Raw genomic sequence first — 12,495 nt, forward strand, 5'->3', positions numbered from 1 at the left:
CGCATAGTGAACGCGAACAGCATTGAAATCATCAGTTCAAATATTGTTTTATTGTGTGTTGAAAGTCATCGGCCTATTAGTACAGGTCAGCTACACAAGTCTTTAGTCCTTGCTTCCACATCCTGCCTATCAACCCAGTGGTCTAGCTGGGGGCCTCTCACACTCAAGGTGCATGGAAATCTCATCTCGAAGCAGGCTTCCCGCTTAGATGCTTTCAGCGGTTATCCCTTCCAAACGTAGCTAATCAGCGATGCACTTGGCAGTACAACTGACACACCAGAGGTTCGTCCGTCCCGGTCCTCTCGTACTAAGGACAGCCCTTCTCAAATTTCCAACGCGCGCAGCGGATAGGGACCGAACTGTCTCACGACGTTCTAAACCCAGCTCGCGTACCGCTTTAATGGGCGAACAGCCCAACCCTTGGGACCTACTCCAGCCCCAGGATGCGACGAGCCGACATCGAGGTGCCAAACCATGCCGTCGATATGGACTCTTGGGCAAGATCAGCCTGTTATCCCCGAGGTACCTTTTATCCGTTGAGCGACGGCCCTTCCACGAGGTGCCGCCGGATCACTAGTCCCGACTTTCGTCCCTGCTCGAGCTGTCACTCTCACAGTCAAGCTCCCTTGTGCACTTACACTCGACACCTGATTGCCAACCAGGCTGAGGGAACCTTTGGGCGCCTCCGTTACATTTTAGGAGGCAACCGCCCCAGTTAAACTACCCATCAGGCACTGTCCCTGAACCAGATCATGGTCCGAAGTTAGGTGACCGGTACAGCCAGAGTGGTATTTCAACGATGACTCCACCTGAACTAGCGTCCAAGCTTCACAGTCTCCCACCTATCCTACACAAGCTGCACCGAACACCAATACCAAACTATAGTAAAGGTCTCGGGGTCTTTCCGTCCTGCTGCGCGTAACGAGCATCTTTACTCGTACTGCAATTTCGCCGAGTTCATGGTTGAGACAGCGGGGAAGTCGTTACTCCATTCGTGCAGGTCGGAACTTACCCGACAAGGAATTTCGCTACCTTAGGATGGTTATAGTTACCACCGCCGTTTACTGGGGCTTAAATTCTCAGCTTCGCATTACTGCTAACCAGTCCTCTTAACCTTCCAGCACCGGGCAGGAGTCAGTCCGTATACATCGTCTTGCGACTTCGCACGGACCTGTGTTTTTAGTAAACAGTCGCTTCCCCCTGGTCTCTGCGGCCCACACCCGCATCAGAGAAGCAAGTTCTCATCACGGGGCAGGCCCCCCTTCTTCCGAAGTTACGGGGGCATTTTGCCGAGTTCCTTAACCATGATTCTCTCGATCGCCTTAGTATTCTCTACCTGATCACCTGTGTCGGTTTGGGGTACGGGCGGACTTGGACCTCGCGCCGATGCTTTTCTAGGCAGCATAGGATCACCGAATCACCCCGAAAACGGGGCGCCTATCAGGTCTCAGAAACATGAGCGGCGGATTTGCCAACCACTCTTCCTACACCCTTGGACCAGGTCAATTCCATTGCCTGGCTCGGCTACCTTCCTGCGTCACACCTGTTAATACGCTGACCTCACTGCATCGGTTCCCACCACATCAACCAGCAAGATACCCGAAGGCACCAACAGCTAGCGTCAATCATGGTTAGCATCCACAGCTCAGTATGGGCGGTCCTTCGCCGGTACGGGAATATCAACCCGTTGTCCATCGACTACGCCTGTCGGCCTCGCCTTAGGTCCCGACTAACCCAGGGCAGATTAGCTTAACCCTGGAACCCTTGATCATTCGGCGGACGGGTTTCTCACCCGTCATTCGCTACTCATGCCTGCATTCTCACTCGTGTGGCCTCCACCGCTGGTTTACACCGCGACTTCACCGTCCACACGACGCTCCCCTACCCATCCAAACACCCAATCGAAACCAGGTTAATATTTGAATGACGCAACTTCGGCGGTGTGCTTGAGCCCCGCTACATTATCGGCGCGGAATCACTTGACCAGTGAGCTATTACGCACTCTTTCAAGGGTGGCTGCTTCTAAGCCAACCTCCTGGTTGTCACAGCAACTCCACATCCTTTTCCACTTAGCACACGCTTAGGGGCCTTAGTTGGCGTTCTGGGCTGTTTCCCTCTCGACTATGAAGCTTATCCCCCACAGTCTCACTGCTGCGCTCTCACTTGCCGGCATTCGGAGTTTGGCTAAGGTCAGTAACCTTGTAGGGCCCATCGCCTATCCAGTAGCTCTACCTCCAGCAAGAAACACGCAACGCTGCACCTAAATGCATTTCGGGGAGAACCAGCTATCACGAAGTTTGATTGGCCTTTCACCCCTACCCACAGCTCATCCCCTCCATTTTCAACTGAAGTGGGTTCGGTCCTCCACACGCTCTTACACGCGCTTCAACCTGGCCATGGGTAGATCACTTCGCTTCGGGTCTAGATCACGCCACTCAAACGCCCTATTCAGACTCGCTTTCGCTACGGCTTCCCCACACGGGTTAACCTCGCGACGTAACACTAACTCGCAGGCTCATTCTTCAAAAGGCACGCCATCACCAGGGAACAAGTCCCCAGCTCTAACGGATTGTAAGCGCACGGTTTCAGGTACTATTTCACTCCCCTCCCGGGGTACTTTTCACCATTCCCTCACGGTACTGATTCACTATCGGTCATCAAGTAGTATTCAGGCTTACCAGGTGGTCCTGGCAGATTCACACAAGGTTTCACGGGCCCCGTGCTACTCGGGTATCAACACTAGAACGGCAGACACGCATTACACCTACGGGACTATCACCCTCTATGGTCCGGCATTCCAACCGATTCACCTATACGCCTGCACCTCATCCCACCAGCAAGATAGCGCTGGTACATGCCGACCCCACAACCCCGGTGATGCAACGCCTATCCGCTATCACACACCAACCGGTTTAGCCCCATCCGCGTTCGCTCGCCACTACTAACGGAATCACTGTTGTTTTCTCTTCCTGCGGGTACTGAGATGTTTCACTTCCCCGCGTTCCCTCCACACAGCCTATACATTCAGCTGCAGGTCACACCACATAACATGGTGCGGGGTTCCCCCATTCGGAAATCCTGGTCTCAACGTCCGGTTATCGACTCCACCAGGCTTATCGCAGATTCCCACGTCCTTCATCGGCTCTTGATGCCAAGGCATCCACCGTGCGCCCTTAAAAACTTCAACACAACATCAAAGTCAAAAGATATGAGCAATAAAACAATCTAACAAAATCACGCAGACAAGACTCCAACACCAGGCAATCCAAGGAAAAGGACTACCCAGCTCATCTCATCTGCAAGATGCTCGCGTTCACTATACAGTTCCCAAACAACAACCCCGCACCCCCGCAACAACACCCCAAAACCAACACCAACCAAAGGCCAGCATCAATCCAACAGGACATCCTTGCAGCAAACACAGGACAAACACCGAAACACCAAGAACCCCTCACCCAAGCGAACACCACCAGGACCCTCCCCACAGGAAGAACCCCAGCAACCATTCACCAGGAAAGGAGGCTTGTTGCCTCAAAACCCAACAGCATGCCAAACCATACAAACCACGCAACACCCACACACCGCATTCCAGCACCGCAAGAAGAAAACCCCCTGCAATGCGTACTAGCAGATGCCCAAGCACCACGCGGCCACAGCCAATACCCCGCACCAGCATCAGCCAGCACGTTTTCCGGTATTGAGTCCATTGATATTCCACCCATGAGCAACCCACCCGGACAACACTCGTGTCCAGCATGGGCAACCAATAATGGTTAGCTCCTTAGAAAGGAGGTGATCCAGCCGCACCTTCCGGTACGGCTACCTTGTTACGACTTAGTCCCAATCGCCAGTCCCACCTTCGACGACTCCCCCCACACAAGGTGGTTAGGCCATCGGCTTCGGGTGTTACCAACTTTCGTGACTTGACGGGCGGTGTGTACAAGGCCCGGGAACGTATTCACCGCAGCGTTGCTGATCTGCGATTACTAGCGACTCCGACTTCATGGGGTCGAGTTGCAGACCCCAATCCGAACTGAGACCGGCTTTTAGGGATTAGCTCCACCTCACAGTATCGCAACCCATTGTACCGGCCATTGTAGCATGCGTGAAGCCCAAGACATAAGGGGCATGATGATTTGACGTCATCCCCACCTTCCTCCGAGTTGACCCCGGCAGTCTCCCATGAGTCCCCACCTTTACGTGCTGGCAACATGGAACGAGGGTTGCGCTCGTTGCGGGACTTAACCCAACATCTCACGACACGAGCTGACGACAACCATGCACCACCTGTGAACCAGCCCCGAAGGGAAACCCCATCTCTGAGGCGGTCTGGCACATGTCAAGCCTTGGTAAGGTTCTTCGCGTTGCATCGAATTAATCCGCATGCTCCGCCGCTTGTGCGGGCCCCCGTCAATTCCTTTGAGTTTTAGCCTTGCGGCCGTACTCCCCAGGCGGGGCACTTAATGCGTTAGCTACGGCGCGGAAAACGTGGAATGTCCCCCACACCTAGTGCCCAACGTTTACGGCATGGACTACCAGGGTATCTAATCCTGTTCGCTCCCCATGCTTTCGCTCCTCAGCGTCAGTAAATGCCCAGAGACCTGCCTTCGCCATCGGTGTTCCTCCTGATATCTGCGCATTTCACCGCTACACCAGGAATTCCAGTCTCCCCTACATCACTCTAGTCTGCCCGTACCCACCGCAGATCCGAGGTTGAGCCTCGGACTTTCACGGCAGACGCGACAAACCGCCTACGAGCTCTTTACGCCCAATAAATCCGGATAACGCTTGCGCCCTACGTATTACCGCGGCTGCTGGCACGTAGTTAGCCGGCGCTTCTTCTGCAGGTACCGTCACTTTCGCTTCTTCCCTACTGAAAGAGGTTTACAACCCGAAGGCCGTCATCCCTCACGCGGCGTCGCTGCATCAGGCTTTCGCCCATTGTGCAATATTCCCCACTGCTGCCTCCCGTAGGAGTCTGGGCCGTGTCTCAGTCCCAGTGTGGCCGGTCACCCTCTCAGGCCGGCTACCCGTCGTCGCCTTGGTGAGCCATTACCTCACCAACAAGCTGATAGGCCGCGAGTCCATCCCCCACCGATAAATCTTTCCACCAACAACCATGCGGTCAAAGGTAATATCCGGTATTAGACCCAGTTTCCCGGGCTTATCCCAGAGTCGGGGGCAGGTTACTCACGTGTTACTCACCCGTTCGCCACTAATCCACCCAGCAAGCTGGGCTTCATCGTTCGACTTGCATGTGTTAAGCACGCCGCCAGCGTTCATCCTGAGCCAGGATCAAACTCTCCATAAAAAAATAAAAAGCCACCGGCAACCCCTTGGAAAATAAGGGCGAAGCCAATGAAGTCCTGGCGAATAATAAAACACTCAAGAACACTGCACGGGGGTGCAATGCCTCAAGCAAATGTTATGTATTCACCAAATAAAAATATTCGGTATCAACAAACTTGGCACACTATTGAGTTCTCAAACAACAAACACTCTCGACACCACAACCACCAATCCTTCGATGACTGCTTCGCTCCGGAGCAACTTTTCCAAGTTACCAGACTTCCTGATCCGATCAAAATCGGCGGAAAACCTTCAGTGAAAAGTGATTGGCTGCCGGGTAAACAATCGGTAGATTCCGTGTTGTTTCCGTTCCGGCAACAGATAAAAACTATACACAGGTTCTTGGGCACTTACAAATCGAGGGGCCGCGTTCTAGGTCACATTCATTTCGCTGTTCTAGTCTGGGCTCATGAGCGACCTGCAAAGACTCCTTGGATACCGTGAACCCATCTTCAATGCATCTATGGCTGGCGCGGCTGGCGGCGCCTTGGCTGCAGCTGTTTCCCACGCGGGAGGTGTAGGGATGATCGGTTCGCCTGCAACTCCCACAGCTGACTGGATTGAACAGCAAACGCAATTCGTTGAATCCCTGAGTACTCCATGGGGCGTCGGCTTCATGGCCTGGGCGTTGGAAACGGATCTCTCCCCGCTAGAGGCCTTCTTGGAGTTCGGGCCCTCGTTGGTGACCTTGAGCTTCGGCGATGTCACCCGGGCCGCGGCGGTAGCCCATGAGGCTGGAGTTCTGACCGCCATGCAGGTAGGCAATGCGGCAGATCTGGAACGCGCGATGGCTGATGACATCGACATCATCATTGCCCGTGGCGCAGAAGGTGGCGGACATGGCCGCAATGAAGCCGGAACTCTGCCGCTGCTGCAGCTGGCAACCGCCCAGCACCAGAAGCCTGTGGTGGCGGCCGGAGGCATCGGCACTGCGCGAGGTATCGCCGCGGTGCTGTCAGCTGGCGCGGAAGCTGCCTGGATCGGGACCCGTTTCCTCTCGGCAGCAGAGTCCAGCGGGCACGGGAACATGAAGAGCGCAGCACGCAATGCGGGCCTGGATGACACTATCTATACCCGCGCCTTCGATCTCGCCCAGCAATTGCCATGGGCGCCCGAGTTCGGCGGACGGGCGCTGCGCAATGAGTTCAGCGACAAGCACGCGGATCTTTCCAGCTGGGAGCCGAACGATGCGCTGCGCGAGCAGATGGATCAGGCCCGCTCCGAAGCGCTGACGGACATAGCCCCGGTCTATGCCGGTGAGGCAGTGCAGTTCGTTGGCGCCGAGCAGCCCGCCGCCGAAATCATGCAGGAGCTGTGCGGCTTCCGCCAGGTCCTCGGGCAGGCTGCTCGACGCTTTGCCTAGATCGGCTGGTTGTCGATCAGACGGACGTTGCCCACCTTCGCCGCGACAAGGATCAAGCCCTCGCCGGTGAAGGGGGTGTCCTGGCAGTTGAATGCCAGTTCCTGCAGGGTATCCGGGTCAACGACGGCGAAGTAGTCCAGCTCCACCAGCGGGGCCATCTGGTACATGCCGATGGCATCCTCGATGTACAGCGGTTCATTGTGTGCCGCACGGTCGGCAACCAGCTGGATCGAACGGTGCAGCACCAAGGCTGCTTCCTTCTCTTCCTCGCTGAGCAATGCATTGCGGCTGGAAAGCGCCAGGCCTTTCGGGCTGCGCACGATCGGCACCGCACGCAGTTCTACCGGATAGTCCAGGTCGGCAACCATGCGGCGGATCAGCATCAGCTGCTGGGCATCCTTCTGGCCGAAGTAGGCGCGGTATTCGCCCCGACGCGGGTCGGTCAAGTGCAGCAGCTTGGCGACTACGGCCAGCATGCCATCGAAGTGGCCTGGACGCGAGGCGCCTTCATACATTTCGCCCAGCGCGCCGGAGCTCAACTTCACCAGCGGAAGGCCGGCATGGTAGATCTCGGAAGCGTCCGGGGCAAAGACAAGATCGACGCCGGCGGCCGCGGCCAGCTGCACATCAGCGTCAAGCTGGCGCGGATAGTTGGCGTAGTCGCTGGCATCGTTGAACTGCAGCTCATTGACGAATACGGAGATGACTACCAGTTCGTTTTCTGCGCGGGCGGCCTTGAACAGCGAAGCATGTCCGCGGTGCAGGGCTCCCATAGTGGGCACGAAGCCCAGCGATCCCGGGTTAGCTGCGGCAATAGCAGCCTTCAGCTCGGCACGGGTCTTTACAATCTTCGGGGTTTTCACGCTTCTATTCTAGAACTCGCAGAAGCTCTTCCAGCGTGCCTTGGGAGATCAGTCCGCGTTCTGCGGCGCGCAGCGCGGTAGCGCGCGAGAGGCTCCGATAGGAATTGTTGGTTTCCGCCGGGGCGTCGGCCAGCGCCTGCAGGTGCGCGGTGACCGTTCCGCTATCGCCTCGTGCTACCGGGCCGGTCAGTGCGCCCGCGCCGGAACGCAGGGCATTATCCAGGCTCGCGTACATCAGGGCGCGCAGGGTATTGGATGGTTCTTCCACGCCGATCCGGCGCAGGATGTCCGCCGATTGCGCCGTGATGGTGTTCAGGTGGTTTGCCGCATGGGCCAGGGCCGCGTGGTAGCTGGCACGATCCTGCTCGGCGATCACCACCGGCTCCCCGCGCATTTCCACCACCAGCGCCTGGGCTACCGGGAGGATGGCCTCGTCCGCGGTGACCGCGAAGACGCAGTCGGTCAGGCGCTGGAGGTCCATGCTCATGCCGGTGAAGGTCATGGCCGGGTGGATTGCCAGTCCAAAGGCGCCAGCATCCAAGGCCGGTTGCAGGATCGAGGTGCCGTACCGCCCGGCGGTGTGCGCGATCAACTGCCCGGCGGCGATATGGCCGCCCGCTGCCAGTCCGGACACCAGTTCGCCGAGCACGTCGTCGGGTACCGCAAAGAGCACCAGTTCGCTGCGGCGCAGGATTTCTGCTGGGTCCAGCAGTTCCACGCCGGGCAGCAAGGCGTCGGCGCGATCGCGCGAATCCTCCGAGACGGCGTGGATTCCGGTGATCCGGTGTCCGCTGGCTGCCAGCGCCGCACCAAGCACGGTGCCTACCTTGCCGGCGGAGATGATGCCGATTCCCAAGCGTGGTGCGTCCACTTCTACCTTTCAACCAGGCGCCGGGTTTGCGCCCGAATAAATTCTGCTGCGGTGTCCGCATCAATTTGATGCAGGTATCCGATGATATTTCCGCCGGCACAGTGCAAGCGGACACCGGCCAGTTTACGTCCTTGCTCCCATGGTCCCTGGCCCCAGCTCATGCCCTGCACCCGGTTATGCGGCACGAAGCTGGCCTGCCGGGCCAGCCAGCCATACCGGGAAATCACCGTGGTGCCGGTGGCCAGGAACGCCTGGTGCTTCCATGCCCCGGGCGATAGCGGCTTGGCGCGTTCCGGGGAGCCGGTGAAACCGTGTTCGCATCCGGTGCTCACCGCGGTGGCCAGCACCTCGCGCTGGTTGGCGACGCCAAGATCCGGCAGCAGGATCCCCATGATCCGGGCGACCGACTCGAAGTCGCCCACCGGGAGCACCTGCAGGTTATCCGCGTCATCGCTCTTGGTGCCCAGCACGTTGACTTCCACCTTGTACCAGCCCAGCATCCGCCAGAAGAAGGGTGCCGTCACCGAAATGGCCTGGACGCGGCCGGCAGGAATGGAGTGCTGGCGGGTGTCAGCCAGCCCGTAGCTGATGCGCATGCCGGTGTCCGAGGCGCTGGCGGTGAAGTTCCAGCCCTGGTTCAGCTGCTTGTAGTAGAAGCTGCCGAAGGCCAAGGCCGCGGGGACCAGGGCCGCGATGATTCCGTCGACCCCGGCAAGCCAAAGCACCAGCATCGCCAGGCATGCGAGCACCCCGAACATCACCGGCAATTGCAGGAACATGGAGCCAATCAGGCGCCCAATGGGCACGTTGGCCATCAGCGGCAATGCGTCCGCGGCGGCCTGCGGCTGGGCTGCCGCGCGATCCGCCGCGTCGTGGGAGCCGCTTTCTTGGGCAGCGGCAGGTTCTTCGCCGCGGGCCCGCTCCAGGATGACCACGCGCAGCGCGTGGGCATCGGCCTTGCGCAGGAAGGAAAGGCGCAGCACCGACTCGGAGGAATCGGCCACGTCAAAGCGCAGTTCGGCGAGACCCAGCAGCCGGGCTACCAGTGGCTGGGCAATGTCTATGCCTTGTACCTTGTCGATGCGCGCCTGCTTCTGGCTGCGGAATAGCATCCCGGAATTCACGTACACGTGGGTGCTGGTGAGCTTGTAGCGGGTGAAGTACCAGGAAAGGAAGTAGAAGATGAGCACCACGGCCAGTGCGATGCCGGCGCCCGCGACGGTCCACATCAGCCTGGTGCCGGAGAAGCGCTCCGCCCAGGACAGGTCGTCGGTGTTCTGCCAGTAGATGTAGCCCAGGCCGATGATGGCCAGCCAGCCGTGGACGAACGGGCTGGCTGGATGCACCCGCTGCCATGGCTCGGCACTGTCTCCGGTGGCCAGTTCTTCGGCCTGGCTCATAGCATTTTCTCTTCGCCGGCGGCCACGAGCCGTTCGCGCAGGGCCTGCCCTTCGCCCTCGGGCAACCCGTAGACGTGCGCGGTGGCAGCGCTGCCGGCGGTGTTCAGCGTCAGCTGGCATAACCCATAGCGGCGCTCCAGCGGCCCGCTGTTGACCTCGACGTATTGCATGCGGCCGTAGGGAATGACCACCTGCTTGCGCCACATCACCCCGGAGCGGACGATGAAGTCTTCTTCGCGTTCGAGATAGCCCAGTGCGGCGACCTGGCGGCGGATGATGCGCAATGCCGGCAACGCGATCGCCAGCACCAGCAGGACCGGGGAAAGCACCAGCCACAGCGGGATGCCGACGCCGGTGACTGCCAGCACGGCAGGGACCAGGGCCGCCAGCAGGAACAGGCCCCAGGTGATCGCCCAGGTGGTGAACTTGACCTTGGCGTAGTCCCGGTGGGCTGGGGTGAAGTTATTCGGTGACCACGGAGTCGCTGTTGCCATCGGTATCCTCTGGAGGTAGTTTGCACAGTTGCTGAACAATATACCCAATAATCACCATGAGGACACCAGCACCAGTCAGCACCAGGCCGCGGGTCAGGGTGGGGGTGATCCCCGTGGCCGCCCAGAGGGTGATGATGGCCGGAACATGCCAACCGGCAATCACCGCACCGGCATACGCCGAGGCCTGGGCCAGAACCAGGGTACGAGCTGCGGCGATCGGCTCGAAGTCCGATTTGCCCAAGGTGGAGCGCTTCACGCGGATCCCCAGGAACAGGATCACCGCGCAGACTGCGCCCAGCGAGTACAGGGCGGAGTAGTCCAGCACCGGCGCGTACCTGCCTGCCGCGGTGAGCAGGCGCAACGCGATCCAGCCGGCCACGGCCCCGAGCCCGGCACACCAGAGCAGCCAGCGCAGCTTCAGCTTGGCCATAGCCGGATGATGTCCTTCGTATCGGCAGCTTCGGCGGCCAAACGGGAAACCAGTTGCCCGTTCAGCACCGCGTCCGGATCCATCCAGCTCCACGGGGCCAGCACGAAGCCGCGGATCGCGGCGCGCGGATGAGGCAGGGTCAGCCGCTCATCATCCAGGTTCAGCTGGTCGTAGGCGATCAGGTCCAGATCCAGCGTGCGCGCTTCCCAGCGCACCTCGCGGGTGCGGTGGTGCTTGGCTTCTATCCACTGGCACAGATCCAGCAGCTCATGCGGGGCCAGCCGGGTACGCACCTGGACGACCTGGTTGGTGTAATCGGGCTGTTCCGGCGGACCGCCTACCGGCTTGGTGATGGCCAGCGGGGAAACCTTGAGCAGCTCGACTTCTGCGCCGAGGTCCTGCACCGCGGCGGCCAGGGTAGCCTGCGGATCACCCAGGTTGGCGCCCAACGCGATGATCGCGGTGTGCTGCTTCTGGTGCCGCGTCAGCGAGATGGTGACATCGGTGAACGGTACCGGGATTGGAGCCTGCGGCTTGTGCACCACCACGTCGATGGTGAACACGCCCGGGTAGGCGGCGAGGATCGCCTCGGCGATTTCGCTGCCCAGCTTCTCGATCAGGTCCCACGGGCCGGCCTGGATCTGCTGGACTACCAGCTCGCTGACTTCGCCGTAGTGCACCGTGTCAAGAACATTGTCGCTGGCTGCCGCACGTGAGATATCCACGTGCAGCACCACGTCAATGATGAATTCCTGGCCGTCGCGCTTCTCATGGTCGAAAACGCCATGGTAGCCGGTGGCCGAAATTCCGTAGATGCTAATGCGATCCATAGGCCTGCACGACTTCAATGGCGTCGCGGTTGCCGGTGACATCGTGCACGCGCACTGCCCAGACCTTGTCGCGGGCGCCCAGCACGGTGGTCGCGGCGGTCGCGGAATCGCGTTCCATCGGCGCGCGGCTCTTGGAGCCTTCGGCCAGCAGTTCGCCCAGGAAGCGCTTGCGGCTGGTGCCGATCAGCACCCGGTGGCCCAGCTCCTCGATGGCAGGGACGTTGGCCAGCAGCGCCCAGTTGTGCTGCGCATCCTTGGCGAAGCCCAGTCCCGGATCGATGATGATCTGCTCCGGGGCCACGCCCTTGGCGACGAATTCATCGCGCAGCATGCGCAATTCTGCGATGACCTCGGTGACCACGTCCTGGTAGTTGGCCTCGGAAACCATGTCCTGCGCGGTGCCGCGGCGGTGCATCAATACGTAGGGGACGCCGGTTTCCGCGATCAGCTCCGGCATGCCCGGCTCATAGGTCAGGCCGGAAACGTCGTTGATGAGGTGCGCGCCGGCGGCGATGGCCGCGCGGGCGGTGGAGACATGCATGGTGTCCACGGAGATCACCGCGCCGGCCTTCACCAGGGCTTCGATGACCGGGATGATGCGCTCGCGCTCCAGGGCAGGATCCACGTTCGTGGCGCCCGGGCGGGTGGATTCGCCGCCCACGTCGATGATGTCGGCACCCGAGTACAGCAGCTTCAGGCCCTGGTCGATCGCGGCATCGGCGGACAGGTACTTCCCGCCATCCGAGAAGGAGTCCTCGGTGACGTTCAGGATGCCCATGACCAGGGTGCGGCCGGTTGGCAGGTCGGCCATGGTCTTCTTGCTGGACTTGCGGATCACCGGCAATGGGCTGGTGTTCGGGCCGGTGCCCGGGATCGCTCCAAGCGACATGGGGGT

Annotated in this window: 8 protein-coding genes and 2 rRNA genes; 1 reads left to right on the plus strand and 9 read right to left on the minus strand. The window is 59.8% G+C overall.

Annotated elements, in window-relative coordinates; all coding sequences use genetic code 11:
* Positions 1-55: 55 nt before the first annotated feature.
* Both AC1Z36_RS02180 and AC1Z36_RS02185 read right to left on the minus strand, forming a co-directional pair.
* Positions 56-3,187, minus strand: a 23S ribosomal RNA gene (locus AC1Z36_RS02180).
* A gap of 598 nt (positions 3,188-3,785) precedes the next feature.
* Positions 3,786-5,311: ribosomal RNA gene (locus AC1Z36_RS02185) — 16S ribosomal RNA — on the minus strand.
* Together the 16S and 23S rRNA genes form the textbook arrangement of a ribosomal RNA operon.
* A 447-nt stretch (positions 5,312-5,758) precedes the next feature.
* Here AC1Z36_RS02185 and AC1Z36_RS02190 point away from each other — a divergent pair.
* Positions 5,759-6,712: an NAD(P)H-dependent flavin oxidoreductase gene (locus tag AC1Z36_RS02190; RefSeq protein WP_105662165.1), complete on the plus strand. Its 954-nt coding sequence runs from the start codon at positions 5,759-5,761 to the stop codon at positions 6,710-6,712.
* On the opposite strand, the gene panC is transcribed toward AC1Z36_RS02190, so the two are convergent.
* From panC to folP, 7 genes are read right to left on the minus strand one after another with little or no spacing between them, the layout of a single operon-like run.
* Complete coding sequence (gene panC / locus AC1Z36_RS02195) at positions 6,709-7,575, minus strand: pantoate--beta-alanine ligase (RefSeq protein ID WP_402696970.1); 867 nt, start codon at positions 7,573-7,575, stop codon at positions 6,709-6,711. The genes AC1Z36_RS02190 and panC overlap by 4 nt on opposite strands.
* Positions 7,576-7,579: 4 nt before the next feature.
* A complete protein-coding gene (locus tag AC1Z36_RS02200) occupies positions 7,580-8,446 on the minus strand; it encodes a Rossmann-like and DUF2520 domain-containing protein (RefSeq protein ID WP_332595340.1) in 867 nt (288 codons plus the stop codon).
* A gap of 2 nt (positions 8,447-8,448) precedes the next feature.
* A complete protein-coding gene (locus AC1Z36_RS02205) occupies positions 8,449-9,846 on the minus strand; it encodes a PH domain-containing protein (protein ID WP_181148927.1) in 1,398 nt (465 codons plus the stop codon).
* The gene (locus tag AC1Z36_RS02210; protein ID WP_332487030.1) at positions 9,843-10,340 is read right to left on the minus strand and encodes a PH domain-containing protein; all 498 of its coding nucleotides are present in this window, start codon (positions 10,338-10,340) and stop codon (positions 9,843-9,845) included. Before AC1Z36_RS02210 ends, AC1Z36_RS02205 begins: the two co-directional genes overlap by 4 nt.
* A complete protein-coding gene (locus AC1Z36_RS02215) occupies positions 10,309-10,770 on the minus strand; it encodes a DUF3180 domain-containing protein (protein WP_105658625.1) in 462 nt (153 codons plus the stop codon). The genes AC1Z36_RS02210 and AC1Z36_RS02215 overlap by 32 nt, the downstream gene beginning before the upstream one ends.
* A complete protein-coding gene (gene folK / locus AC1Z36_RS02220; RefSeq protein ID WP_166650737.1) occupies positions 10,758-11,600 on the minus strand; it encodes a 2-amino-4-hydroxy-6-hydroxymethyldihydropteridine diphosphokinase in 843 nt (280 codons plus the stop codon). The genes AC1Z36_RS02215 and folK overlap by 13 nt, the downstream gene beginning before the upstream one ends.
* Entirely contained in the window at positions 11,587-12,489 is a 903-nt protein-coding gene (folP, locus tag AC1Z36_RS02225; protein WP_332728474.1) for a dihydropteroate synthase, read from the minus strand. Before folP ends, folK begins: the two co-directional genes overlap by 14 nt.
* Positions 12,490-12,495: the final 6 nt, after the last annotated feature.

This window comes from Glutamicibacter sp. BS14 (genome assembly GCF_056934375.1).

Excerpts from the sequence above, each read along its gene's own strand:
- AC1Z36_RS02190 (WP_105662165.1), top strand. The coding sequence starts at position 5,759 with ATGAGCGACCTGCAAAGACTCCTTGGATACCGTGAACCCATCTTCAAT.
- AC1Z36_RS02205 (WP_181148927.1), bottom strand. The coding sequence starts at position 9,846 with ATGAGCCAGGCCGAAGAACTGGCCACCGGAGACAGTGCCGAGCCATGG.
- AC1Z36_RS02210 (WP_332487030.1), bottom strand. The coding sequence starts at position 10,340 with ATGGCAACAGCGACTCCGTGGTCACCGAATAACTTCACCCCAGCCCAC.
- AC1Z36_RS02215 (WP_105658625.1), bottom strand. The coding sequence starts at position 10,770 with ATGGCCAAGCTGAAGCTGCGCTGGCTGCTCTGGTGTGCCGGGCTCGGG.
- folK (WP_166650737.1), bottom strand. The coding sequence starts at position 11,600 with ATGGATCGCATTAGCATCTACGGAATTTCGGCCACCGGCTACCATGGC.
- folP (WP_332728474.1), bottom strand. The coding sequence starts at position 12,489 with ATGTCGCTTGGAGCGATCCCGGGCACCGGCCCGAACACCAGCCCATTG.